At 56.3% G+C, this 25744-nt stretch carries 26 protein-coding genes and 1 other annotated feature; of the genes, 24 read left to right on the top strand and 2 right to left on the bottom strand.

Annotated features, from left to right (window positions below; translation table 11 throughout):
• The first annotated feature begins 14 nt into the window (after positions 1-14).
• The 11 genes from E5161_RS07765 (at position 15) to E5161_RS07715 (ending at position 11848) form a co-directional block, all read left to right on the top strand.
• The gene (locus E5161_RS07765) at positions 15-812 is read left to right on the top strand and encodes a VOC family protein (protein ID WP_169306615.1); all 798 of its coding nucleotides are present in this window, start codon (positions 15-17) and stop codon (positions 810-812) included.
• Positions 813-831: 19 nt separating this feature from the next.
• Positions 832-1626, top strand: coding sequence for a VOC family protein (locus tag E5161_RS07760; protein WP_136777148.1), 795 nt, complete (start codon positions 832-834; stop codon positions 1624-1626).
• Entirely contained in the window at positions 1626-2147 is a 522-nt protein-coding gene (locus tag E5161_RS07755) for a GyrI-like domain-containing protein (protein ID WP_136777147.1), read from the top strand. The genes E5161_RS07760 and E5161_RS07755 overlap by 1 nt, the downstream gene beginning before the upstream one ends.
• Before the next feature lie 265 nt (positions 2148-2412).
• Complete coding sequence (locus E5161_RS07750; RefSeq protein WP_136777146.1) at positions 2413-3492, top strand: hypothetical protein; 1080 nt, start codon at positions 2413-2415, stop codon at positions 3490-3492.
• A 107-nt stretch (positions 3493-3599) separates the two neighbouring features.
• Entirely contained in the window at positions 3600-4616 is a 1017-nt protein-coding gene (thiL, locus tag E5161_RS07745) for a thiamine-phosphate kinase (RefSeq protein WP_136777145.1), read from the top strand.
• Between the two features lie 5 nt (positions 4617-4621).
• On the top strand, positions 4622-5128 hold the full coding sequence (gene tsaE, locus E5161_RS07740) for a tRNA (adenosine(37)-N6)-threonylcarbamoyltransferase complex ATPase subunit type 1 TsaE (protein WP_246042143.1): 507 nt from the start codon (positions 4622-4624) through the stop codon (positions 5126-5128).
• Positions 5128-5907, top strand: a complete 780-nt coding sequence (tsaB, locus tag E5161_RS07735) for a tRNA (adenosine(37)-N6)-threonylcarbamoyltransferase complex dimerization subunit type 1 TsaB (RefSeq protein WP_136777144.1) — start codon at positions 5128-5130, stop codon at positions 5905-5907. The genes tsaE and tsaB overlap by 1 nt, the downstream gene beginning before the upstream one ends.
• Position 5908: 1 nt before the next feature.
• Entirely contained in the window at positions 5909-6442 is a 534-nt protein-coding gene (gene rimI / locus E5161_RS07730; protein WP_136777143.1) for a ribosomal protein S18-alanine N-acetyltransferase, read from the top strand.
• Entirely contained in the window at positions 6439-7503 is a 1065-nt protein-coding gene (gene tsaD / locus E5161_RS07725; protein WP_136777142.1) for a tRNA (adenosine(37)-N6)-threonylcarbamoyltransferase complex transferase subunit TsaD, read from the top strand. Before rimI ends, tsaD begins: the two co-directional genes overlap by 4 nt.
• A 249-nt stretch (positions 7504-7752) precedes the next feature.
• Positions 7753-9282: a carboxypeptidase M32 gene (locus E5161_RS07720; RefSeq protein WP_136777141.1), complete on the top strand. Its 1530-nt coding sequence runs from the start codon at positions 7753-7755 to the stop codon at positions 9280-9282.
• A gap of 275 nt (positions 9283-9557) precedes the next feature.
• Positions 9558-9837, top strand: a binding site (T-box leader).
• Between the two features lie 427 nt (positions 9838-10264).
• Positions 10265-11848 carry a 2-isopropylmalate synthase gene (locus E5161_RS07715; protein ID WP_136777140.1) on the top strand — a complete coding sequence of 528 codons (1584 nt, stop codon included), beginning with the start codon at positions 10265-10267 and terminating at the stop codon, positions 11846-11848.
• A gap of 303 nt (positions 11849-12151) precedes the next feature.
• Here E5161_RS07715 and E5161_RS07710 read toward each other — a convergent pair whose 3' ends face one another.
• Positions 12152-14074, bottom strand: a complete 1923-nt coding sequence (locus E5161_RS07710) for an ABC-F family ATP-binding cassette domain-containing protein (protein WP_136777139.1) — start codon at positions 14072-14074, stop codon at positions 12152-12154.
• Between the two features lie 218 nt (positions 14075-14292).
• Here E5161_RS07710 and E5161_RS07705 point away from each other — a divergent pair, with 218 nt between their 5' ends.
• The 13 genes from E5161_RS07705 (at position 14293) to E5161_RS07650 (ending at position 23961) form a co-directional block, all read left to right on the top strand.
• Positions 14293-14925 (top strand): 5-formyltetrahydrofolate cyclo-ligase, encoded by a 633-nt coding sequence (locus E5161_RS07705; protein WP_136777138.1) that lies wholly within the window; start codon positions 14293-14295, stop codon positions 14923-14925.
• The gene (gene moaC / locus E5161_RS07700; RefSeq protein ID WP_136777137.1) at positions 14922-15425 is read left to right on the top strand and encodes a cyclic pyranopterin monophosphate synthase MoaC; all 504 of its coding nucleotides are present in this window, start codon (positions 14922-14924) and stop codon (positions 15423-15425) included. The genes E5161_RS07705 and moaC overlap by 4 nt, the downstream gene beginning before the upstream one ends.
• A 34-nt stretch (positions 15426-15459) precedes the next feature.
• Positions 15460-15954 carry a MogA/MoaB family molybdenum cofactor biosynthesis protein gene (locus E5161_RS07695; protein ID WP_136777136.1) on the top strand — a complete coding sequence of 165 codons (495 nt, stop codon included), beginning with the start codon at positions 15460-15462 and terminating at the stop codon, positions 15952-15954.
• A complete protein-coding gene (locus E5161_RS07690) occupies positions 15951-17018 on the top strand; it encodes a molybdopterin-binding protein (protein ID WP_136777135.1) in 1068 nt (355 codons plus the stop codon). The genes E5161_RS07695 and E5161_RS07690 overlap by 4 nt, the downstream gene beginning before the upstream one ends.
• A 24-nt stretch (positions 17019-17042) precedes the next feature.
• On the top strand, positions 17043-17273 hold the full coding sequence (locus E5161_RS07685) for a twin-arginine translocase TatA/TatE family subunit (RefSeq protein WP_136777134.1): 231 nt from the start codon (positions 17043-17045) through the stop codon (positions 17271-17273).
• A gap of 89 nt (positions 17274-17362) precedes the next feature.
• Entirely contained in the window at positions 17363-18154 is a 792-nt protein-coding gene (gene tatC, locus E5161_RS07680; protein ID WP_211246709.1) for a twin-arginine translocase subunit TatC, read from the top strand.
• 266 nt (positions 18155-18420) lie between these two features.
• The gene (gene groES / locus E5161_RS07675; RefSeq protein ID WP_136777133.1) at positions 18421-18705 is read left to right on the top strand and encodes a co-chaperone GroES; all 285 of its coding nucleotides are present in this window, start codon (positions 18421-18423) and stop codon (positions 18703-18705) included.
• A gap of 63 nt (positions 18706-18768) precedes the next feature.
• Positions 18769-20400, top strand: a complete 1632-nt coding sequence (groL, locus tag E5161_RS07670) for a chaperonin GroEL (RefSeq protein ID WP_136777132.1) — start codon at positions 18769-18771, stop codon at positions 20398-20400.
• A gap of 173 nt (positions 20401-20573) precedes the next feature.
• Positions 20574-21137: an Abi family protein gene (locus E5161_RS21280; RefSeq protein WP_211246708.1), complete on the top strand. Its 564-nt coding sequence runs from the start codon at positions 20574-20576 to the stop codon at positions 21135-21137.
• Positions 21134-21535: an Abi family protein gene (locus tag E5161_RS21390; RefSeq protein WP_211246717.1), complete on the top strand. Its 402-nt coding sequence runs from the start codon at positions 21134-21136 to the stop codon at positions 21533-21535. The genes E5161_RS21280 and E5161_RS21390 overlap by 4 nt, the downstream gene beginning before the upstream one ends.
• Positions 21536-21746: 211 nt before the next feature.
• The gene (locus E5161_RS07660; RefSeq protein WP_169306614.1) at positions 21747-22220 is read left to right on the top strand and encodes a GNAT family N-acetyltransferase; all 474 of its coding nucleotides are present in this window, start codon (positions 21747-21749) and stop codon (positions 22218-22220) included.
• 30 nt (positions 22221-22250) lie between these two features.
• Positions 22251-23486, top strand: coding sequence for an MDR family MFS transporter (locus tag E5161_RS07655; RefSeq protein ID WP_136777130.1), 1236 nt, complete (start codon positions 22251-22253; stop codon positions 23484-23486).
• A complete protein-coding gene (locus E5161_RS07650; protein ID WP_136777129.1) occupies positions 23458-23961 on the top strand; it encodes a GNAT family N-acetyltransferase in 504 nt (167 codons plus the stop codon). The genes E5161_RS07655 and E5161_RS07650 overlap by 29 nt, the downstream gene beginning before the upstream one ends.
• A gap of 48 nt (positions 23962-24009) precedes the next feature.
• Here the strand turns inward: E5161_RS07650 and E5161_RS07645 are convergent, their stop codons facing one another.
• Complete coding sequence (locus E5161_RS07645) at positions 24010-25740, bottom strand: methyl-accepting chemotaxis protein (RefSeq protein ID WP_169306613.1); 1731 nt, start codon at positions 25738-25740, stop codon at positions 24010-24012.
• Positions 25741-25744 lie beyond the last annotated feature (4 nt).

Genomic DNA, 25744 nt, shown 5'->3' with positions numbered 1-25744 from the left:
GGAGACGGTGCAGGTTGGATAAAACGATCGAAAAAGGACGTCAGGTTGTTCCTCTGGAGAACCGCGCAGCCAGCGTGTTCGTACATGTGACGGATCTTCGCAGGGCGGCGGAATGGTACAGCCGGCTGCTTGGACTTCCTATAATGGAGGAACGTTTGAACGGGGGGCCGGTCTACTGGTTCGATTTCCCCGGGACGCATCTGATTCTCGATAACAACGGAGGGAACCGGGAAAGTCCGGAATGGCGGGAATCCATGCTCCCTCGCGTCATGTTCCCGGCCTCGGATATTGATGAGGCTTATCGATACATACAAGAGAAGGCCGAGCCGTTTTTCGAGCCGGAAAGGCACGGCAGCATGGCGTTCTTCAACTTCCGCGACCCGGAAGGAAGCGCGCATATGGTTTGTTGGACGGAGCACCCCGGACCCGACTGGGAGGATCAGAAGACGGAGAGTCCGGTGCTTGCGCGGATCGGAGGCGTATTCGTCGATGTGAAGGACATGGCGGCTGCTGCCCGGTGGTATTCCGGCTTGCTCGGGGTGCCGTTGGACGAGAAGGCTGCGGCCGAATCCGTCTATTCGGTTCCGGTCACGCGCGGAGCCGCACTGCTGCTGGATCAGAATCGCTTTTTGAAGCAGGAGACGTATACGGTACCTTTTTATTTTGAGACGAAGGATTGGAATGCAGCGTTGGACTACGTCCGTCGACAAGGATTGGCTTTAGCTGTTGAGCCGGAGATCTTTGAAAACGGGGCGATGTTCGTTGTTCAAGACCCGGACGGAAACCGGATCATGGTTGCGCAAATGAACTGAAGCGGAGGAATGGGCGGAGATGGGGAAACGGATCGGCAGCTCTTTAACGGTATTCATGGTATCGGATCTGGCACGTTCGCAGCGGTATTACCGGGAAGTACTCGGGTTCGACGTGACGGATTGGTGGGCGGAGCGTGATGGATTGCAGGCACTTGCCCTAAAGCTTCTGCAGGCGCCGGAACCGTCGGCCGTGCGGCCAAACCCGCCGGAGCCAGGATCGGACACGGGCGTGGACGTTTACGCCTATGTGGAGAACTGGACGGCTCTGGATGAACTGTACCGCGAGTTTCAAGCGAAGGGAGCCGTTATCGCGCGGGAGCCTGTCGTCTACGCGGACGGCGGACCGTGGAAAGAATTTATCGTCGCCGACCCGGACGGGTACCATTTGGCGTTCGGCGGGGTCGACGGCAACCCGGCGCATCGCACCATCAGCCCGCATATCGATTCCGTGATTTTGTGGGTGAGGAATCTGGAGCGCGCGGTGGATCGCTATTCCAAGCTTATGGGGCTTGAAGTGCGGCAGGAGGACCGGCTCGGGCATCTCCATATGTTCCATTTTGATAACGGCACCCATTTGATGCTCGACTCGAACGGGATGGACGAAGTGCCGGTTCCGGCGAAAGGTCCGGTTCTGTTTAAAATAGGCACCTCTAATATCGATAAGGCCGCGCGGGAAGCGACGGAGCTCGGATTTGAGATTATGCACGGAATTGTACGGCTGGAACCGGTCTCTTACTTTAACATCCGGGACGAAGACGGGAACATCATCATGGTCGCGCAGAATCATCCGGAAAATCGAAAGGATGGGTTGTGATGCAAGTAACCATCGTCGAAAGGCCGGAAATGAAGGCGGCTGTCATCCGAATTCCGCGGGACGGACACAAAGTGCGGGAGGCTTGGAAGGAAGTGACGGCCAAGATGGAAGGTCACCCGGCTGTGGCGGACCGGCACCATGGGCTCGTGTTCATTCCGGAGTGGCAGTGGGAAACCGAAGTGATCATGCTGTGGGTGGGCGTTGAAGTCACGGGCTTCGATTCGCTCCCGCCGGGACTGGAGCAGATTACGATTCCGCCCCGCAAGTTCGCCAAAATTGCCGTCAAAGGCGATCGCGACCGGATGTGGGAAACGTACAGCTTTTTGTCCGAATGGTTCCGAACCGGTCCGTATGAAAGGGACATGAGCGAAGGCTCGCTAGGGTACGAAATGAACCCCCTCCAACCGGTCAATCCGTTCGAAATTCCGGCAGACAAAATCGACTTTTTCGAGTACGACATTTACGCTCCGATCAAGGTTGCCGCGGGCGTAGACGGTTCCGGCGTAGATCGCGAGGACTAAGGCGAAATGATGCTGCAGAACCCCTTCCTCCGGGAAGGGGATTTTTTTCATTTTGGATGCATAATCCGGGTTTTGCCAAACAACACTAGCGGATGTTGGAAAAAAACCCATCTAGGAGGAGGTGTATCGGTGACTTTATTATGAGGCGCAGCTGGAAAGTCTGGCCCGGAGAGAACGGCAAACGGCTCAGACGATTCAGAACATGATCCGCGTACATGAAATTGCTATTCAACAACTAAATCAAATCGAAGGGCTGTGTCGACAGATGAACATGTTTCAGCAAGGCGGTCAAACGGGACAACTCGGTGCCATGGGCGCTATGGGCTCCATGGGTCAAGCGGGCGCATTCGGACAATCGGGTTCCTTCGGCCAATCCGGCATGACGAGCTCGATGGGCGGCGGCGCGCAATTCGGTCCTAACGGCCAAGGGCCTTACGGGCAGCAATACCAGTCAAACCAGTCCTCCGTCATGGGAACCGGACAATACGGCGAAGCGAACGGAGGCCGTTCCACGCAATTCGGCATGGGCGGAGCTGGACAAATCGGTTCTTACGGTCAATCCGGCATGACGAGCTCGATGGGCGGCGGCGCGCAATTCGGTCCTAATGGTCAAGGGCCTTACGGTCAATCCCAGCAAAGCCTGAGCTCTTCCATGCTCGGAACCGGTAACTACGGCGAAGCCAACGGAGGCCGTTCCACGCAGTTCGGCATGATGGGCGGAGCAGGACAATACGGCTCCTACGGCCAATCCGGCATGACGAGCTCGCTGGGCGGCGGCGCCCAATTCGGCGCTTTCGGGCAATCCGGGATGGGATCGATGACGTCGGCAGGCGGGGCTCAATTCGGTCCGGACGGTCAAGGACCTTACGGCCAATCGCAGCAAAGCCTGAGCTCTTCCATGCTGGGAACCGGTAATTACGGTGAAGCCAACGGAGGCCATTCCACGCAATTCGGCATGATGGGCGGCGCAGGCCAACAGGGCATGAGCTCGATGGGATCGATGGGCGGCATGGGTTCGATGGGATCGATGGGCGGCATGGGTTCGATGGGATCGATGGGCGGCATGAGCTCGATGGGATCGATGGGCGGCATGAGCTCGATGGGATCGATGGGCGGCATGATGGGCGGCGCAGGCCAGTCGGGCATGAGCTCGATGGGATCGATGGGCGGTATGAGTTCCATGGGCGGAATGGGTTCCATGGGATCGATGGGCGGCATGGGAGCTTCCGGTGCCATCACATCCGCGGGCGGCACGCAATTTGGTCCGGACGGCCAAGGTCCTTACGGCGCAGGCCAACAGGGCATGACCTCTTCGCTCGGCGGGCAGTTCGGCTCCTTACAATAAGAAGCTCTTTCCCGCAACGTACCCGTCCGGCATAGTCCGGGCGGGTTTTGCATGTTTGCACACACCCCGATATAATAAGGACAAACTGGGGAAAAGGGGAGCCGGCCGTGCCGTTACCGGACGAATTTGAGCGGATCCGACTGTGGACGGAAAGCCGCCAAACGGCGGATTTCTTGTTAGCCTCAGGCGTCCGTCTCGGCATCGGAGACGACACAGCGGTCGTCGGAGCTCCTGCAGGAATTGAATGGCTGCTAGCCGTCGATACGATGGTGGAACAAATCCACTTTCGGAGCGAAACGATGGAAGATGCCGATGTCGGCTACAAAGCGCTGGCTTCCAACATCAGCGATATTGCGGCAATGGGCGGGATTCCCGCCCATGCCCTTATTTCGGTGAGTGTTCCGCCCGCTTGGGATTTCAACCGGATGAAGTCCTTATATGACGGTTTCTATGAGTGTGCGGAGCGGTACAGTGTTGCCGTAGTCGGCGGCGATACGACCGCCGCGCCTTCCGATTTGGTCGTAGCGGTGACCGTATTCGGTACGGTCGAGGCCGGCCGTGCCATTACACGCGCGGGTGCCCGAGCAGGGCACATTGTGTTCGTGACCGGACCGGTCGGGCTGTCGGCAGGAGGGCTGCACGGCATGCTGCCTTCCGACACCGCTAGGCCGAAGCCTCCGGAGCGGCTGATCCGCGCTCACCGTCGGCCTGCTCCCTCCGTAAAAGCCGGCAGACTGTTGCTGGAACGCGGCTGGGGCAAGTCGCTCAACGACGTGAGCGACGGGTTAGCCAGCGAGGCGTGGGAAATCGCCGAAGCTTCGGGTGTGCGACTTGTGCTGAAAGAAGCAAGCCTGCCTTTGTCCGGCGAATTGGCTTCGTATGCGGCCGATTGCCGTGTGGACCCGCTGGACTGGATGTTGTACGGCGGAGAAGATTACGTGCTGCTCGGAACGGCGAATGGTGAGGATGAGGCGGCAATGAGGGAAGTTTTCCGGCAGGAGGGAATCCCCCTTTTCGTGATCGGAGAAACCGAAGAAGGGCCGCCCGGCGTGGAGCTGGAGACAGAGCGCGGCTTACGAAAGCCTCTGGCCAAACGAGGCTATAATCATTTTGCGAAGGGATAGCGGCGATGGATCAGGCGACGAACGACCGTCCGATGTGGTATGTGCGCGAAGTGAATAGCGAGGCGGATACGGCGGCATTTGCCGCGGAGTTGGCCGGCAGGGCGGGAACCGGCACCGTGCTGGCGCTGGACGGGGATCTCGGCGCGGGGAAAACCCGGTTTGCCCAAGCATTCGCGGCGGCGCTCGGCGTCCCGGGTGTCGTCAACAGCCCTACTTTTACGATTATCAAGGAATATGAAGGCGGACGGCTGCCTTTTTACCATATGGACGTATACCGGCTGTCGCTTCCCGAGGCGGACGAGCTGGGACTGGACGAGTATTTTCACGGGGAAGGCGTGACGCTAGTCGAGTGGGCGTCTCTGATCGAACCGTTGCTGCCGGCGGAACGGCTGCATCTCTTACTGGAGTATACCGGTCCGACTTCGCGGCGATTGCGGTGCCGTCCGGTCGGCGAACAATATGCGGCTTGGTGCCGGGAAATGGGGCTGGCCCCGGAGGAGGATACGCCATAATGACTTATAAATCCGCAGCGCCGGCGTCCTCTCCGGTCACGGTGCTTGCCTTTGACAGCTCTACTGCCGTATTTGCGGCTGCCGTTCTGCGTAACGGCGCGGTGGAGGCCTCTTCGCAGTTGTTTACCGAGCGCAATCACTCGGTTCACGTAGTCGCGGAAATGAAACGTTTGCTGGAGCAGTGCGGTCTGAAGCCGGAAAACGTGGATGTCGTGGCGGTCGGACAAGGCCCCGGCTCGTACACGGGGGTCCGTATTGCCGTAACGGCGGGCAAAACGCTCGCCTGGACCTGGAACAAGCCGCTGATCGGCGTCTCCAGCCTGGAAGCGCTGGCTCTCGGAGCTTGGCAATCAAGTGATAAGCCCGGCGGCAAAGTGTGGGTCGTACCGGTGATGGATGCGCGGCGGGGACAGGTGTATACGTCACGATACACCGCGGATTCGGCAGGCCACTGGCAAACGCTGGATGCGGATGAAATCCGGATGGCGGCGGAGTGGGCCCTCCTGCTTCGCAATGAAGCCGCAACGCTCGGCGACGTCTCGGAAATCTGGTTCGTCGGCGACACGACCGTACATGAACTCGCGCTTGTTTCGACCGATACGGCCGGCGGCGTCCCGGTGCGCGCAATACCTTTCGCCATGGAAGCGGGTGCGGTTGGCAGCTTGGCCATGCTGCGGCATGGACGGGGTGAGAAGGACGATGTCCATACCTTCGTCCCGAATTACACCCAGCTGGCGGAAGCGGAAGCGAAGCTGCAGGCAGCTGCCCGGAGGGAATAGCATGAAAGAATCGAGAATACGGCCATCGGACGCGATCAATCCGGTGTTCCGGAGTATGACGCTCGACGATATCGGCCAGATCGTACAGATCGAGCGGGAATCGTTCACCTCTCCATGGTCTGAGGAAGCGTTCCGCACGGAGTTGACGCAAAATTTGTTCGCTCGCTACATGGTGATGGAGTGGGAGGGTGTCATTTTAGGTTACGGCGGCATGTGGATCATCGTGGACGAAGCGCATGTTACCAACATTGCCGTACAAGAGCGTTTTCGGGGCATGGGCCTCGGAGAGCGGCTGTTGCGTGAATTGATGAGAACTGCGGTTTGGCTGGGTGCCCGGCGCATGACGCTGGAGGTTCGCGTATCGAACGAGACAGCTCAATCCCTGTACCGCAAGCTCGGTTTCCAGCCGTCCGGATTACGGCCGGGTTATTATTCGGATAACCGCGAGGACGCTCTGATCATGTGGGCGGAGCTGGCTGCGGGGGCAGAAGAAGCGGCAGGCGCCGCCGAAAGCCCGGAAGGAGAACAAGAATGAACGGAACGCCGCAGGTTTCGAATTCGGCGAATTCGGAGCGGCCTTATCATTTGCTCGCCATCGAGACCAGCTGCGACGAGACGTCGGTTGCGGTGCTTCGGAACGGGCGGGACATTTTATCCAACATCATATCGAGCCAGATCGAGACGCACCGCCGCTTCGGCGGCGTCGTACCGGAGATCGCTTCGCGCAAACATGTGGAGAGCATCACCGTCATTCTCGAGGAGGCGGTTCGCACGGCCGGCATCGGCTTGGACCAGGTGGATGCGGTAGCCGTAACACAGGGGCCGGGTCTCGTCGGGGCGCTGCTGGTCGGCGTCGTAGCGGCCAAAAGCTTATCGATGGCGCTGGATGTGCCGCTCATTGGTACGCACCATATTGCCGGACATATATACGCCAATCGGCTGATCGGCGAAATCGTGTATCCTGCGCTGGCACTTGTCGTGTCAGGGGGCCATACCGAGATCGTGCTGCTGGAAAGCGAGGGCGTGTTCCGCATTCTCGGCAGAACGCGGGATGACGCGGTGGGCGAGGCGTACGACAAAGTGGCGCGGGCGCTCAACTTTCCGTATCCCGGCGGTCCTTACGTCGATAAACTGGCACACGAAGCCGACGATGAAATCGAGCTGCCGAGGGCTTGGCTGGAGCCGGATTCCTACGATTTCAGCTTCAGCGGCTTGAAGTCTGCTGTACTGGCGGAGATCAACCGCGCCCGCATGAAAGGCGAATCGCCTTCTTTCGCCTCCTTGGCCAAAGGATTTCAGGAGTCGGTCATCGACGTCGTCACCGGCAAAGCGATGCGCGCGGCCCGCGAGTTCGGCGTGCGGCAGATGCTGCTGTGCGGCGGCGTAGCGGCGAACCGCGGATTGCGGGAGAGGTTGACACGGCTTTGTGAGGAGAGCGGTGTGCCATTGCTTATCCCGCCGCTGTCACTGTGTACCGATAATGCAGCGATGATCGGGGCTGCTGCCGACTTGAAATGGCGGCGGGGAGAGTTTACGTCGCTCGAACTGAAAGCGGAGCCCGTTTTCTCCTTAGAAGATTGGTCTGTAGGGAAGTAACTCGCTGACTTATGGCAGGTGAGGGATCCGGGACTGCGCGTGACCACCAGGACTTTGCGCTGACTCATCGGGACTGTGCGCTGATCCACCAGGACTTCGCGCTGACCCACCGGGACTTTGCCTTCGGCTCTTCCTCTCCCAACCAGATGCCCCGACTTCGGTCGGTTTTTGTCGTTTCTTTTTTGTTTAAAACCGACCGATCATCCGGTATCATAGATTTGTAGAAATCTGCGGCAAAGGATGATGAAAATGAGCGTAGTTGACAGCCTTGAGAAATTGGAGCAGGTCGTCCGGGAATTCAAAGAGCTCGACGAGACGATGACTCACTATTCGGACATCCTCGGTTTGGCGGGCTGGGACCAGCAGGTCATGGCGCCGAAGAAAGGCAAAGCTTATTTCGCGAAGGTGCGCGGCACGCTGTCCACGGAGCTGTTCCGGCTCGGAACGTCGGACCGGATGGGCGAGCTTTTGAATGCGCTTACGCAGCCTGACGTTCAGCAGCATCTGGAGGAATCGGTGAAGGCGGCCGTTCGTGAATACAAGCGCAGCTACGACAAAAACAAAAAAATTCCCGAGAAGCTGCACAAAGAATTCACGATCCACACGGCCAACGCGCGCACGGTGTGGGAAGAAGCAAGAGCAGAAAACAACTTCGAAAAATTCCGCCCCACCCTAGAGCGCACGGTAGAGTTGGTGCGTCAGTACGCGGAGCTGTACGGCTATGAGAAGCATCCTTACGACGCGTTGCTCGACGACTATGAGCCGGGCTTGACCGTGGAGCAGCTCGACCGGATTTTCAGCAAGCTGCGGGAGAGAACCGTTCAATTGCTGGAGCGCATCCGCAATTCGGGGAACGAGCCGCGCGACGTGTTCGAAGGCAACTTCGACGTGGCGCAGCAGGAGAAGTTTAACCTGCATCTGCTGCCGTCTCTCGGCTACGATCTCGAAGCCGGACGCCTGGATGTCACGGCTCATCCGTTCGCGATCACGATCAACGTGGGCGACGTGCGGATTACAACCCGCTATTTTGAGGACGACCCCAAAAGCTCGCTGTTCGCCACCATTCACGAAGCCGGTCATGCTCTTTACGAGCAAGGCGTCAATCCCGACTACGAGGGTTCGGTCATCAGCGGCGGGGTGTCACTCGGCATCCATGAATCCCAATCCCGCTTCCTCGAAAATATGGTCGGCCGCAGCGAGGCGTTCTGGGAGCGTTACTTGGCAGACTACAAGAACTTCTTCCCCGGCAAATTCGACAACGTATCCGTTCGGGATTTTTACCGTTCCGTTAACATCGTGCAGCCTTCCTTCATTCGCGTGGAAGCCGATGAACTGACTTACAACCTGCACATCATGATTCGTTACGAGATCGAAAAAGGGCTGGTCGAGGGTACGCTGGAAGTGAAGGATTTGCCGAGACTGTGGAACGAAAAAATGCGCGAGTACCTCGGCGTCGAACCTCCGACGGATACGCTTGGCGTGCTTCAGGACGTGCACTGGTCGTACGGAAATTTCGGCTATTTCCCGACCTATTCGCTCGGCAACCTGTACGCGGCGCAAATCCGCCGAACGATTCTGAAGCAATTCCCGGACTTTTACGACATCATCCGCGCCGGCGAATTCTCCAAAATCCGCGAATGGCTGCGCGAGAACATCCACCAGTACGGCAGCCTCTATCAACCTTCGGAGCTCATCGAACGCGTCACGGGCGAACCGCTGAACCCGGACTACCTGGTCGACTACTTCGAAGAGAAATACTCCGACGTGTACGGTCTGTAAACGATATAGTTTGTTCATTGAGTCCCGGGCACCCGGGACTTTTTTTATCCCTTTGTCGCTATCCCCTTCGCTCATGTGCCATTGCACGCTGTGTCGGTATGCTGACCTTTTATCGTTATCCCCTTCGTTCAGGGTGGAGTCGGTCAGAGTGAGTTAGAAGCGCGGGTGATGGAGGGTGCGTGGAGAAGCCCGCTTATGTAAACTGAGTCAACGAATTGACAGAATATTTTGAAGTGAATATAATAAGAACCAATCCCGTGAGGGAACATAACGGCAAAAACGTGAAGAACAGGAACAGTAGGATGGCGCCCGGAATCAGAGAGCTGCGGGTCGGTGCAACGCAGCGGAGGGAAATCCGAAGCTCGCCTGGGAGCGGATCGGTGGAAATACGAGACGGACAGCAGGTTCCGTCACGATAGTACGCCGATACGGTTAACCCCCGTGACAGGGTGCGGGAAGTTTCGCTTAAACAACGGAGCTTTCGGCTTGAGGTGGACGCTTCGTGCGTCAACGAGAGTGGTACCGCGGTCGGCTGAAATGCCCGCCGTCTCTTCTATGGAGACGGCGGGCTTTTTGTTGCCCCCGCTCACCTATAAGCACAACGCGATGAACGGAAGCAGTAGGGTAACGCCCGGAAATCAGAGAGCTGCGGGTTGGTGCGACGCAGCCGAAGGGAACCCGAACTCGTCCGGGAGCGAGGCGGATGAACGTGGCGCGAAGCGGCAGGCCAAAGGCCGGCTGAACAGCTTCCACAATAATCCGCCGCGGCCGGCCCCCGATATCGGGCGCTCGCTGGGTTCACGCCGTCCGGACGGCATGAACAGGCGTATGAGGGGGAGGAACGTTTCGCTTCCGGAAAGCGAAGCCCTCCAAGCAGAGTGGTACCGCGGCGGCTTAGCGCTTAAGCCCGTCGTCTCTTGCAGTAGGGGAGACGGCGGGCTTTTTGCCGTCTCCGAAACCACAATCCGAGGAGGTACAACCTATGTCAACCCAACGATCCACCGACCAGCAGTCCAAACGCCGCATCCGCATTTTTGATACTACTCTCCGTGATGGAGAGCAGGCGCCCGGCGCATCCATGAAGCCGGAACAGAAAGTCGTCATCGCCCGGCAGCTTGCAAGGCTCGGCGTAGACGTAATCGAGCCCGGATTTGCCATTTCGAGCCCCGGAGAATTCAACGCGATTCAACAAATCTCCCGAGAGCTGCACGATGTAGAGATTTGCGGGTTTGCCCGCTGCATGAAGGAGGATATCGATGCGGCTGTGGCCGCCACGCGCGACGCCGCGCGGCGCAGGCTGCATCTGTTCATTTCCTCGTCACAAATCCATCTCGACTTCCAGCTCCGCAAATCGCAGGACGAAGTGATCCGCGTGCTCCGGGATATGGTGGCCTACGGTAAGCAATTCGTGGACGAAATCGAATTTTCTCCGATGGATGCGTCCCGTTCCAGCGAAGAATTCCTTTTCCGGGTCGTGGAGTCGGCCATCGAAGAGGGAGCCACGATCATCAACATCCCCGACACGATGGGTTACGCCATGCCGGAGGAATTCGGTCCCTTGTTCTCCCGGATCCGGCACAATGTACGAGGAGGCGATAAAGTCGTCTACAGCACCCATTGCCACAACGATTTGGGATTGGCCGTCGCCAACAGTCTTGCCGCCATCCGCCACGGCGTCACGCAGGTTGAAGTCAGCGTGAACGGCGTCGGAGAGAGAGCGGGCAATTGCTCGCTCGAGGAGCTGGTCATGGCCATCCAAACCAGAGGCGACGCGATCGGCGTGGAAACCGGCGTGAACCCGGAGCACATTTACGAGACTTCCCGACTGGTGAGCCGGATGATGCATTTTCCGATCGCCTTCAACAAGCCGATTGTCGGGCGTAACGCCTTTCAACATGAGTCGGGCATCCATCAGGACGGCCTGCTTAAGAATCGCAATACCTACGAGATTATGGACCCGGAAGCCATGGGCATTCCGCGCAGCATGATCGTGCTCGGCAAACATTCCGGCAGACATGCCATCAAACACCGGATCGCCGAATACGGAATCCAACTGGCGGACGAACAACTGGACGATCTCTATACGCGATTCAAAAGTAAAGCCGACGAACAGAAAATCATTACCGACGACGTGCTGCTGAAACTCGTCAGCGAGTCCACCGACAGCTTTCTTGAGCCCTACACGCTGATGGATCTGCAGGTGATCGCGGGCACTAATCGTTCCCGGATCGCATCCGTCACGGTGCGCCGCGCGGAAGACGGCGGGGAAGAAACGTTCGCGGGCGCGGGAGAAGGGCCGCTGGAAGCGGTCATTCATTGCCTGCGGCAAGCGATTCCGATTGAAGCGGTGTTTGAGGACTTGGAGCTGCACTCCCTCTCCACCGGGGAGGATGCTTCGGGCGAAGCCGTCGTATCGGTCATGTACCAAGGTGAACGTTATCGAGGCACGGCCATTCACCGGGACATTATTTTGGCGGCGGCGAGAGCCTATGTGTCGGCTTGCAACAGCGTGCTTCTGTCCGGACGGAATTCTGTCGAACCGACACAGAACGTGGCAGCTCAATAACAGCGAAAAAAGGAGGTGTGCACAAAGTTATCCACACCTCCTGTGAATAATGTGGACAAAACCGGCAAACCGTTGGGACTCTAAGTTGTGCAAAATGATGAAATGGGGATGGGTTTTTCACAGTTTCCACGGATATTTTGTGGATAAAGTGGATAACTCGGTGGAAAACTCATCCACTTTACATCCGGTTAACAAAAAAAGCTTACGCCGATGCCGTCTACAGGTTTCGACAAAAGCAACCCAATCGACGGTGTTCGACGCAAGCTTATGTGGATAACAAAGTGGATAGTTGAGGAAAGACGATTATTCCTCCAAGAGGGCTTCCCAGGCCGCGTAGGCGTCTTCGAGCTTGGCTCGAAGCTCGTCCGCCGCGGTCTGTTTTTCGCGGAGGAGCACATAATCCGTGCTGACGCCGGGTGACGCCATCTCTTCCTCCAGGGCGGAAATTTCCGCCTCCAGTCTGGCGATATCGTTCTCCGCCTGTTCCCGTTTGCGCGCTTTCGCCCTTTCCTCACGCTTGGCCTGCTTCTCCGCCGCGTAGTCGCCGGCCGGCACCGCCGGCTCGGAGACGCCGGACGCCCCGGCACTTCCCGCGGTTTCCCATTCGGCCAAATCGCGCTTCTTCTGAACCATGTCGTCGTAGTTACCGAGATATTGCTGTGTGCCATCCGGTTGAAGCTCGACGATGCGGTCCGCGATCCGGTTCAGGAAATAGCGGTCGTGAGAGACGAACAACAACGTGCCGTCGTACTCTTCCAGCGCGCCTTCAAGTACTTCGCGGCTCATCAGGTCCAGGTGGTTGGTCGGTTCGTCCAGCACCAGCACGTTCGCCTGCTTGAGCATCAGCTTGGACAAGGCGACGCGTGCTTTCTCTCCGCCGCTTAAAGATCCGACGGTTTTGCGGACGTCCTCGCCGCTGAACAAAAAGTTGCCGAGGACGGTTCGGATCTCCGCCTCCGGCTTGTGCGGGTACACGCTCCATACTTCTTCAAGCACCGTGTTGGAAGGCGTCAATTCCCGCTGTTCCTGATCGTAGTAGCCAAGTGAGACGCCCGCTCCCCAACGAACGGACCCCGTCCGCAGCTCCAGGCTGCCGACCAGAGCGCGGAGAAGCGTCGTTTTGCCGACGCCGTTAGGCCCGAGGAGAGCGAGGCGCTCTCCTCTTTTTACCTCTAGGGAAACGTTGCGAAACAACGGTTTCATGTCTGGAGAAGGAGCCGCCGAGGCGTCATAAACTTGAAGAACGTCTTTGCCGCTGCGGCGCTCGGTCGTGAACGAAAAACTGGCTTCGCGCAAATAACCGGGTTTCTCCAGCCGCTCGATGCGCTCAAGCGCGTTGCGGCGGCTTTGAGCGCGGCGGGTGGTGGAGGCACGGACGATATTGCGCTGAATGAACTCTTCCATTTTGCTGATTTCTTTGCGTTGCTGCTCATACTGCTTTACTTTTTGCGCGAAATCGGCGGCTTTCAGCTCCATGAACCGGCTGTAGTTGCCCGTATAACGTGTGGCGGTGTGCCGTTCGATCTCGACGACCGAAGTGACCGTGGCATCCAGGAAATAGCGGTCGTGGGATACGATGACCATCGCGCCTGCATACGTGCGCAAATATTGTTCGAGCCATCCGAGCGTGTCGATATCCAAATGGTTGGTCGGTTCGTCGAGCAGCAGCAAATCCGGTTGAACGAGCAGCAGCCGGGCGAGAGCGAGTCTCGTCCGCTGGCCGCCGCTTAAAGAAGCGACGGGCGTGTCGGGAGCGAAGCCGCCGAAGCCCATGCCGTGCAGCACGCTCCGAATCCGGTTGTTCATCTCGTATCCGCCGGCTTCGCGAAACCGCTCGCTGCGATCGGAATATTGGGAGAGCAGCTGGGCGTACTGCACCGCATCGTCCTGTTCCCGCGGATCCGCGATTCTGGACTCGAGCTTCTGCAGCTCCTTTTCCTGCTCAAGCAGAGGGCCGAAAGCCGATCGCATTTCTTCTATTAAGGTTCGATGACCTTGCAGACCGCCGTTTTGCGCCAAGTACCCGATTCGCAGCTCTTTCGCTTTGGATACCGAGCCGTTGTCCGCCTGCAGTTCGCCGGCCAAAATGCGCAAAAAAGTCGATTTGCCGGCGCCGTTGACGCCGACGAGACCGATGCGGTCGCGCTCGTTAATTTGGATCGATACCCCCGTAAGAATGGGGGTCGTCGCGTAATATTTATGAATACCGGATGCTTGCAAAAGCAAGGAAATCCCTCCGTTTGACGGTTAATCGTGGGTGCTGAAGCTTTAGAACAAGTGTACCGTAAATCCGAAAAACCGTCCAAAACCCGTGTGCCGGAGTCGCAGGGGAACATTCGTTTCGGTTAAGCATAGCGAATACGTTGGAAAAATGGTACACTTGAACTATATTTCAGCCATTTTCAATACGGACCGCTGATGTCCGCAAAAGGCGGGTGACCGCGGTGGATTCCCATGCGGACGGCATGGACAAATCGGAATGGCGCCGGCGAATGGCCGCTGCCCGGGACGCGGTTCCGCTTGAGACCCGTGTTCAATGGTCGGAGCGGCTATGCCGGAATGTGGAGAGTGAAATACTCGCTCCCTTACGAAGCCGGCTGGGCCGGCAGCTCACTTTGTGTGCCTATGGCGCGTTCCGATCCGAAGCCGATCCGCTGCCGCTCGCAAGAAGCTGTTGGCGGCTCGGCGATACGGTGGCGGCTCCCCGAATGTCCAACGGGAGCATGGAATTGCGCGTAGTCCGCAGTCCCGGCGACTGGCGTCCGGGCCGGTGGGGAGTGCCGGAACCGGATCCGTCCTCGACGGACGCACTGCCGGTCACGCATGCGCCGGACGTCGTCCTGGTTCCCGGACTCGCTTTTCATCCGGATGGGAGCCGGCTCGGTTATGGCGGCGGTTATTACGACCGGTTCTATGCCGCCCAACGCGCTCTCGGCCACGAGGAAATCTACTGGATCGGCTTCGCATGGTCGATCCAACTGACCGAGCGGCCGCTGCCAAGGGAGCCGCACGATCTGAGACTGGACGCTCTGGTTACGGAAGAAACGGTTATTTGGTGGTCTGGAGGGGGACAATGATGGTTCGCACGCGGGACAAGCTGACACATTTTAACGAGCAAGGCCGCGCCGCCATGGTGGACGTATCCGATAAGCCGGTCACCGCGCGCACGGCAGTTGCGGAAGCCCGCATTCAGATGGCACCGGAGACGCTGCGGCGTATACGCGAAGGTGCCGTCGCCAAAGGAGATGTGCTCGCGGTCGCGCAGGTGGCGGGCATTCAAGCCGCCAAACGAACCTCGGACTGGATTCCGATGTGCCATCCGCTTCCGCTGACCGGCGTGAACGTGCGGTTCGCGGATAACGGAGCAGATGAGCTGACGGTAACGGCGGAAGTGAAAACGACGGGAAAAACGGGAGTGGAAATGGAGGCGCTGACCGCAGTGTCGGCTGCCGCTCTGACCGTCTACGATATGTGCAAAGCGATTCAGAAGGATATGATCATCGGCACGATCCGGCTGCTGTCCAAAACCGGCGGCAATAACGGCGATTTCACCGCAAGCGATACAGAGAACGAGTAAGGTCTTCGAACTCATGGGAGCGGGGGGAAGAATCATGCGTTGGAAGGTCGCGCTTTTGTCGGCCAGCGATAAAGGAGCCCGGGGCGAAAGAGAAGATACGAGCGCCCAGGTGATACGGGAGCTGGTGGAAGAAGAGCTTCACGGAAAGATCATCGATTATCGCGTCGTGCCGGACGAGCAGGACGAGATCCGCGCCGCGCTGATCGAGACTGCGGATTATTATCAGGCGGATTTGATTCTCACAACGGGCGGCACCGGGCTTGGGCTGCGCGACGTGACGCCGGAGGCGACGCTCATGGTCGCCGAGCGGATCGTGCCGGGCATGGCAGAAGCTATGCGCGCTTCAGCGATGCAGCGGACTCGGTCGAATATGCTGTTTCGCGGGGTATGTGCCATCCGGGGACGCACGCTGATCGTGAACTTGCCCGGAGACCCGAAGGGCGTACATGATCATTTGATGGCTGTGATCGATATGCTGCCCGAGGCGCTGCGGCAAGTATCCGGCGCCGGAAGGGAGCAGGAGGCATGACGTTCCCCGATCGTGAAGCCGAAACCGCGGCGGAACACGGGACGAGCGTCATCAGCTCCTCGGTACTGCGCGAGGTCAAGGTGGAGGACGCCGTCGGTTTGGTGCTGGCTCACGATTTGACGCAAATTGTGCCCGGAACGTTCAAGGGACGGCTGTTTCGCAAAGGACACCGCATATCGGAACAAGATATTTCGAAGCTCAAGGATATCGGCAAAGAGCATCTCTACGTTATTGATCTTGCGCCAAGCGATCTGCACGAGGATGACGCTGCTTTGCGGATGGCCGTCGCATTGGCCGGCGAACATGTCGCATACGGCGATCCGCACGAAGGAAAAGTGTCGCTGAAGTCCGAAATCAACGGCCTTGCCGCCATCGATCCGGATTTCGTGCATACCGTGAATGCGGCGGGCGAGGTTGCGCTGGCCACCATCCTCAATCATCAGGTGGTGCGCCAAGGCGATACGCTGGCCGCCACCCGCGTGATCCCGCTCATTGTGCCGGAGGCCAAGGTCGCCGATGTGGAACGGCTTGCGGCTAAGTACCGGAACGAACACGGCGGCCGTGCACCCGTGGCCGTGCGTCCGCTGCGGCGCATGCGAGCGGGGCTGCTGACGACCGGCACCGAGGTGTTCTCCGGCCGGATCGCCGATAAATTCGGTCCTGCGGTGCGGGCGAAGCTGGAATCGCTCGGTTCCGAAGTAGCGGAGCAGCGTTTCGCGCCGGACGACCGACATACAATTGTCAAGGAAATTCGCTATTTCCTGGGGCAAGGGTATGATATGATATTGGTGTCGGGCGGCATGTCCGTCGACCCCGACGACCGCACGCCCGGCGCCATCGCGGCGGCCGGCGCGGATATCGTCAGTTACGGTACGCCCATGCTTCCGGGTTCTATGCTGTTGTTCGGCTATCTGGAAGGGGTGCCGATCTTCGGCTTGCCGGGCTGTGTGATGCACGATCCGTACACGTCCTTCGACGTGCTGCTGCCCAGGGTACTGGCCGGAGACGTCATTGTAAGGGAAGACATCATCACGATGGGATACGGCGGATTATACCGCGGTTAAACATAACGAATGGAGTGAAAGCGAATGTCCGGTATCGGAGCATCGGGAATCATTCTGCTGGTACTTATCGCCTTGCTGTTATTCGGACCGAACAAGCTGCCTGAGCTCGGCAGAGCGTTCGGCCGCACGCTGCGCGAATTCAAGAAAGGCGCCAACGACTTGATGGATGACGATCAAGACCGTAAGGCTAAGCGCGTAGACGTTTCTCTGCAAGAGAAAGAACAAACGGCGACGGAACGGCGTCTTCCCGAATAACCGGGAGAACGAGCTTAGGCGGCTGCACGTGCAGCCGCCTTTGTTGTGAGGCACGGGAGTCTCGCATGACAATGAACAGGAGGCTTCTCATGGCAGAATTTCGCGATACGCAGCCCCAAGAAGGCTGGATGTCGATATGGGACCATATCGGCGAGCTGCGCAAACGCATTATTTATTCGGCTGTCGTTCTTGTTCTAGGTCTCGTGGCAGGCCTGTTTTTCGCGCAGCCGGTGTTCGATTATCTCGTCCAAGCCGCTCCTTCCGAAGATTTGTCGCTGAAGGTGTTCTCTCCGTGGGACGCCATCGGCATCTATATGAAGCTGGCTTTTGTCATTTCGTTCGTCGCTGCGATCCCGTTCACCTTTTATCAGCTCTGGTTGTTCGTCCGCCCGGCGCTCGGTCCTAAGGAACGCAAAGCGACGCTTCGTTTTATACCCTACGCCCTGCTCATGTTTCTGATCGGGCTCGCTTTTTCTTATTTCGTCGTGTTCCCCATGGCTTATCAATTTACGGATAAAGTAGCCAAAAGCATGGGCTTGGAACAGATGTACGGCGTGACGCAATACTTTACCTTTTTGCTGAACATTTTGCTCCCGATTTCCCTGCTGTTCGAGCTGCCGCTCTTGATTTTGTTTCTTACGAGAATCGGCATCCTGAATCCCCAGCTTCTGAAAAAGATGCGGCGGCTGGCCTGGTTCATTTTGATCTTTATCGGTGTCGTCGTCACGCCTCCGGATTTCATCTCCGATTCTCTCGTGGCGATTCCGTTGATCTTGCTTTACGAATTCAGTGTGCTGCTGTCCGTGTCGGCCCATCGGAAACGGTTGGCTGCCAAGTCCGCCCGCGAGGCGGCATTCGAAGAGGAAACGCTTGATGACTAACCGATATCCGAATGGGTTACAATGGAAATCATGCCCGCTCGGAATGAGGACCCGCGCTGACGCGGGTCTTTTACTTTTAACGACTTTCTCAGTGCCTCTTGGACGACGAAGTCGTTTTTCCATGTTTCCACATTTTTATGTGCGAAGGACTTGAAAACCCATCTCAAAATCAGTATCATAAGAAATGGTTATTAGCACTTAATTCGGTTGAGTGCTAACAACTCCAAATCCAACCAGCTTAATCGATTCAAAAGGAGGCTATTTTCATGATCAGACCTTTGGGTGAGCGCGTACTGGTCGAAGCGGTCGCGAAAGAGGAGAAAACCGCCAGCGGTATCGTTCTGCCGGATACGGCGAAAGAAAAACCGCAAGAAGGCAAAGTGGTAGCGGTAGGCAGCGGTTCCCTGAACAAAGACGGACAGCGTGTGGCGCTGGAAGTAAAAGTCGGCGACCTCGTCCTGTTCTCCAAATACGCCGGAACCGAGATCAAGTACGAAGGCAAAGAGTACTTGATTATGAAAGAAAGCGACATTCATGCCGTCATCGGCTGAATGACTTCAGCCCGAACACATAATGCAATGAATAAGTAACGCAAATCAAGGAGGGTACTTACGATGGCGAAAGAAATCAAATTCAGCGAAGACGCGCGCCGCGCGATGCTTCGCGGGGTAGACGCCCTGGCGAATGCCGTGAAAGTGACGCTCGGACCGAAAGGCCGCAACGTCGTGCTCGAGAAGAAATTCGGTTCTCCGCTCATCACCAACGACGGTGTGACGATCGCGAAGGAAATCGAACTCGAAGACGCATTCGAGAACATGGGCGCTCAACTGGTGAAAGAAGTCGCCACCAAAACGAACGACGTAGCCGGTGACGGTACGACGACGGCAACGGTTCTGGCGCAAGCCATGATCCGTGAAGGCCTGAAAAACGTTACGGCGGGCGCAAACCCGATGGTCGTGCGCAAAGGTATCGACAAAGCCGTTCGCGCCGCTGTCGAGCAGCTGAAATCGATCTCCAAGCAAGTGGAAGGCCGCAACAACATCGCGCAAGTCGCTGCGATCTCCGCCGCGGACGATGAAGTCGGCCAGCTGATCGCCGATGCGATGGAGAAAGTCGGCAAAGACGGCGTCATCACCGTCGAAGAGTCCAAAGGATTTTTGACCGAGATGGAAGTCGTAGAAGGGATGCAGTTCGACCGCGGCTACGTCTCCCCTTACATGATTACGGATACCGACAAAATGGAAGCTGTGCTCGATAACCCGTACATCCTAATCACCGACAAGAAAATTTCCAACATCCAAGAGATTTTGCCGGTGCTGGAGAAAGTCGTTCAGACGGGTAAACAGCTGCTGATCATTGCGGAAGACGTTGAGGGCGAAGCGCAAGCTACCTTGATCGTTAACCGTCTGCGCGGTACATTCACTTGCGTGGCCGTTAAAGCTCCGGGCTTCGGCGACCGCCGCAAAGCAATGCTGCAAGATATCGCTGCTCTTACCGGCGGCCAAGTGATCACGGAAGAGCTCGGTCTCGAGCTGAAATCGACGACTCCGGACCAACTCGGTTCCGCTCGTCAAGTGCGCGTCAACAAAGAAAACACGATCATCGTCGATGGCGCGGGTAACCCGAACGACATCAAAGCACGTGTCGGCCAAATCAAAGCACAAATCGAAGAAACGACTTCCGACTTCGACCGCGAGAAGCTGCAAGAGCGTCTGGCTAAATTGGCCGGCGGCGTAGCGGTTATCAAAGTCGGTGCGGCTACCGAAACCGAGCTGAAAGAGCGCAAACTGCGCATCGAAGACGCTCTGAACGCAACTCGCGCCGCAGTAGAAGAAGGCATCGTTTCCGGCGGCGGTACGGCACTCGTGAACGTATTTGACGCAGTTACCGCAGTGAAAGCGGAAGGCGACGAGAAAACAGGCGTGAACATCGTGCTTCGCGCACTGGAAGAGCCGATCCGTACGATCGCTGCGAATGCAGGACAAGAAGGATCCGTTATCGTCGAGCGCCTGAAGAAAGAATCGATCGGTACGGGCTACAACGCCGCTACCGGCGAGTGGGTCAACATGTTCGACGCCGGCATCATCGATCCGGTGAAAGTTACCCGTTATGCTCTGCAAAACGCTGCATCCGTTGCAGCCATGTTCCTCACGACCGAAGCGGTCATCGCCGACAAGCCGGAGAAAGACAAGGCTGCCGGCGGCGCACCGGGCATGGGCGGCATGGGCGGCATGGACATGATGTAATCAAACAGGAGGAACCCGCGATTTTAGGGCTCCTCCTTTTTTATTCCTTCAACCATAAGAAAATGTATTTGACATACTTAATCAAAATTGTGTAATATTCAGGTAACAGAGCTCACCGCGCCTCTTAACAATGCGAACCAGGGTGAGCCATTTTCATTTCTCGAGGTTTTCATATGGATGTTTTGGATACCCCCCCACCACTTAAACCTCCAACAACATTTCAAGAACAAATTCAATTATTGAAAAGCAGGAATTTAACCATAAACAGTGAAGAATCAGCTTTAAAGGTTTTGCAGCGCATTAATTACTATAGATTATCCGGATACATGCTATCCTTTAAAGAAAATGATGTGTTTAAGAACGGCTCAACCTTTGAGCAGATATTTCAGGTCTACGAATTTGATCGCAAATTACGAGACCTTCTTTCGGGCATTTTAGAACTCATAGAGATTTCAGCTAGAACGTCTATTGCGTACCACATGTCACATACATATGGACCCTTATGTTACGAAGACAGTAACGTCTTTGAGGATCCTTCCCGGCATCAAGCGTTTATTGCAACAGTGAGCAAGGCAATCGAAGACGCTCGAAAAGGCCATGAATTATTTGTTGAACATCATGTTGCAAAATACGCTGGAAAGATACCTATTTGGTCGGTTGTGGAATTAATGTCGTTTAGTACGCTGTCCATTTTTTACTCAAATCTAAGGGCTAAAGATAGAAAGAAAAGACGATAGCAGGAACTTTCTATGGTGTTCCAGATTTCTATCTCCAAAGCTGGCTGCGGGCGCTTACTCTTGTGAGGAACATTTGCGCACATTATTCCCGTTTTTATAACAAGAGACTGACAGTGACGCCAAAACTATATTCGGATGATAATGCTCGAATCGATAACTCCCGAGTCTTTGCGTCAATTCTTGTGTCGGGTATTCTGTGTCCTTCCTCCTCTGACTGGTCGTCTTTTGTAATAGCATTGGAAGCTCTGATTGACGAGTATGCCGCTGTAATCGAACTGGGTCGGATCGGATTTCCCCTCGATTGGAGAAACTTACTTCGAGACACGGTAATCACACGCCGATTTAGTTCAGCAGCCTATCGGTTACGAATCAATCAACAAAATAAGCCGCAAAAATGACATGAATAAATTACAGGCTAGCTGCGCCTCGCGCACGGCCGGCACCGAAGGACTCTGCCAGGGAAACCAGGCGGGGTCCTTTATTTCGTTATATGGCAATTTACCTAGCGCATCTTTCAATGATGGTGTAGAATGGGAATATCATACATATATTGAAACTTCGTTTCGCTCTGTGAAACGTCAAAGACCATGCTGCACAAGGAGCAGACTTATGATTTTCGTAAAAAGTTCACTCGAGCTGGCGGCGGTCGAGCTGGAGATCGTCAATTCAGATCCTTTCTTTAACCAAGTGTCCAAAGGTAAAGAGAAGCTGGAATTGCACGAAGTGGAAGAAGACCTTCGCAGCGATGCCGAAATCGGGGCCGAGAGATATTTAATCCAGGAGACGGACGGACGGTACGTAGGCACGTTGGGATTCCTCATGCGCAATCCTGCCGACGGTTGTACCTGGCTCGGGCTGCTTCAGATTCGGAAATCCGAGCAAGGCAAAGGTTACGCAAGCCGCGCGCTGGAGTGGGTTTACGAGATCATGCGAGAGCGGAAAGTCAAGTCGTTCCGAATCGGTGTCATCGCGGATAACACGCCGGCGCACGCTTTTTGGAAGAAGCAAGGATTTCAGCCGCTTCAGGGCGGCAGCAGCTTCGAGGGAAGGCCGGTTGTGATTTACGAGAAAGTCATGGAATAAGGGTAAAATTCATTAGCCGCAGGTGTTTCTATGAATGCCATCCGAAGTTTTACGCAGACTTATCATCCAATCGTTGTCACGCTGCTTATCGGGCACGTTTTAGGGCGTACCGGCTCTTCCATGAGTTTGCCGTTTCTTGCGCTGTATCTGGCCAACACGACCGACATGAGTTATACGATGATCGGTGTTGTCGCCGGGGCGGGCGCTCTCGCGGGCACCTTCGGCGGGTTCATCGGCGGCGCGTTGTCGGACCGCGTGGGACGGCGGGTCATCATGTTCTCGGCGCTCTTTTTATGGACTGTCGTCTTTATTGGATTCGCCGTTGCGAAACTGCCGGCGGTTTTCTTGCTGCTCAACTTGTTAAACGGGTTGTGCAAATCGTGGTTCGAACCCGTGTCGCAAGCCTTGATGGCGGATTTAACGGTGCCGGAGAAGCGTTATAAAGTGTTCTCGATGCGCTACATGGCTTCCAATATCGGAGTTTCGGTCGGTCCGCTGCTGGGCGCGTGGCTCGGAGTCGGCCATGGACCGGTTCCTTTTTGGATCACGGGTTTTACCTACTTGACTTATGGCGCCGTGCTTTATCTGCTTCTCGTATCGTTCGGCATCAAAAATATCGAAGGTGTCAAAAAAGAAAAGATTACACTCGGCTCGGCATGGCAAGTGACACGTCGGGATTTTTGCCTGAAAATGTTTCTGCTCGGCGCTATCGCGGTCGGGATCGGCTATTCTCAAGTGATGGTGACGTTGTCGCAGTATTTGGACATGACGTTTGCAAACAGCGTTCGATTGTTCGCCGCATTGATGTCGGCGAATGCGATCACCGTGATTACTCTGCAAATTCCGATCAGCCACTGGGCCGAGAAACGGTCCCCGCTGATTGGGATTCACGCCGGCAACATTCTATTTGCGGCCGGGTTGCTTGGGTTTGCGTTTTCCCGACACTGGCTGTTGTTGTTCATCGCGATGATTGTGTTTACAATTGGAGAGATCCTGAATTATCCCGCGGGAAGCGTGTTGATGGATCGCTTAGCCCCTGCGGGAATGAGAGGGACGTATTTCGGCGCGCAAACGTTCGGCAATCTGGGGCAATTTATCGGACCATGGGCCGGGGGTTATTTGTTGGGTCACACGAACGGAGCGTTCATGTTCACGGTTATCGCCATCGTTGTATTGTGCGCATCCATCTTCTATAGAGTGGGAACACGCGAATTTACCGAAAGGAGCGCTGTCCAAATTGAGAATCGAACAAGCGTCCAAGGATGATTTGCCGGCGGTGGCGGATGTGTTCAAGGCTTGTGTACGGGATATGTTGGATCGAGGAATCGATCAGTGGGACGAGTCGTATCCGAATCCCGAAATCAGCCGCCAGGATTGTGCCGATGGCTCGTTGTTTGTAGCGCGGAACGACCAGGGGGGCGTGATGGGGTGTCTGACGATGGACGAAAATCAGGCCGCCGAATACGCGGAAGTGCCCTGGCGCCATGAAGGAAAAGTGCTCATGCTTCACCGGTTGGCGGTGCATCCGGACTATCAGCGGCAAGGTGCAGCCCGGGAGCTGATGGCGTTTGCGGAAATGTACGGACGGGACCGGGGGTATGATGCCATCCGGCTGGACGCGTACAGCGGCAATCACCGGGCGATCCCCTTTTATCCGAAGATCGGGTATGAGAAGCGTGGAGAAGTTCATTTTACCAGGCGGGAAAAGCCATATTACTGCTTTGAAAAATCGCTGCATTAACAGAGAACCCCGGATCTGGAGATCCGGGGTTCTTCGTAGCGATTCGGATTAAAGCTTGAACGATTCGACCGAACGGTTCAACTGGCCGACGATGTCTTGCAGACGTTCCGATGTGCGCGCAATGTTGTCAACCAATGCAAGCTGCTCTTCCGTGGATGCGGCCACGTTTTGCGCTTTGCCGGCGATTTCGCGGGCGGAGTTGGACTGCTGCTCCAGGCTCGCGGACACTTCCTCCGAGCTGGCGGACATTTGCTCCGTCACAGCCGATGTGTCTTGGATTTGCGCTGCGACTTGTTGAATGGACTCTACGATCGTTTGGAATCCCTGTGCCACATCTTCCATGATTACCGCACTTTGTGACGCTTGTTTCGTTGTCGTTTGCATATGGGACGATGTCCGGTTGATCTCTTTGCGGGTATCGGCAATCAAGGAGTTGATGACGTTAGCGGACTCCAGGGAGCCGGCCGCGAGCTTGCGGATTTCCGCGGCAACGACGGCGAAGCCTCTGCCTTGTTCACCGGCGCGTGCGGCCTCAATGGAGGCGTTCAGCGACAGAATGCCGGTCTGATTGGCGAACTCGGTGATGCGCTCGGTAATTTCTCCGATTTGGCCGGATTTCTCGTTCAGCACGGTAATGCTGCGGCTCAGATCCTCGATTGATTGCGTCATCTGGTCCAGCTGATGTTTCAATTCAAGCAGCTTTTCGTGACCTTCGTCGGCTTTGCGGTTCGTCTGCGAGGCGTGCTCCGAGATGACGCCGGTGCTTTCGGCAATCCGTTGCACGCCGATCGTCATTTGTTCCATAGCGCGGCCGGATTCTTCCGCAATGGTGGACTGGACTTCGACCAGCGAGGTCACTTCTTGGATGTTCTGCGCGACATGTTCGGAGGAAGCCGCGGATTCGCGGGCTCCGACTGACATTTCTTCGGAGGCCGCCGCAACCGTGCGGGCGTTGTCCGAGATTTGTCCGATCAGCTCGCGCATGTTGCCGGTCATCGTATCGACGGATTGCAAAATTTGGCCAAGCTCGTCCTCCGGATAACGGGTTTCGGGCGGCGTTTGCAGGTCGCCTTCTGAAACGCGGCGCGTCCGTTCCAGAACGGCTCTCACGACGCGGTTGATTTGACGGATGATGACGGATCCCAATCCGATCAGCAGGACCGATGCAAGAACAATAAAGCTGAGCGTGGATATGCTGGTCGTATTTTTTTGCTTATTGATTTCGTCAACTTTGCTTGTCGCATATAAATCGATAATGTCGCCGAACTGGTTGACTCCTTCTCGCGCAGTCATGAACTTTGCGAGCAATTCTTTTTCTTGGTCGGCCGGGAACTCATTTTTATCAATATGTTCGGTTACTGCAAACGTCCACTGGTTGAAGTTCAAGACCACCTGAGTGATCGTATCTTTGACGGTGGCTCCGTTGCTTGCTTTGATGACGTCGGATAATCCGTATTCATTCAGAAGGTTGATCGTCTTTTTCAGCCTGTCATTCACCTGTGCGGCGTTCTCTTTGAAGTCTTTCACGGCGGCGTCGCGATCCGCAGCGGCTGGCTGTGCTTGAATGGTCTGGTAAGCGGAGAGCGCCTGATACATATCGCGGTCGGCATTGAGCACAAGGGAGTCGGTTTGGTACGTGGTGTCATACAAAAGTTTTGTAAGTTTGTCGATGTTCGAGTTTTGTGTTTGAATTAGATATACGGCGGTAGCGGCGTACAACAACAGCGGAATGAGAAGCATCGTCAGCAACTTGCTTCGTACGGACAGGCGGCTTATCATGTGG

This window comes from Cohnella pontilimi (genome assembly GCF_005049045.1).
Classification (GTDB): Bacteria; Bacillota; Bacilli; order Paenibacillales; family Paenibacillaceae; genus Cohnella; species Cohnella pontilimi.
This window is presented reverse-complemented; position numbering and strand designations above follow the sequence as displayed.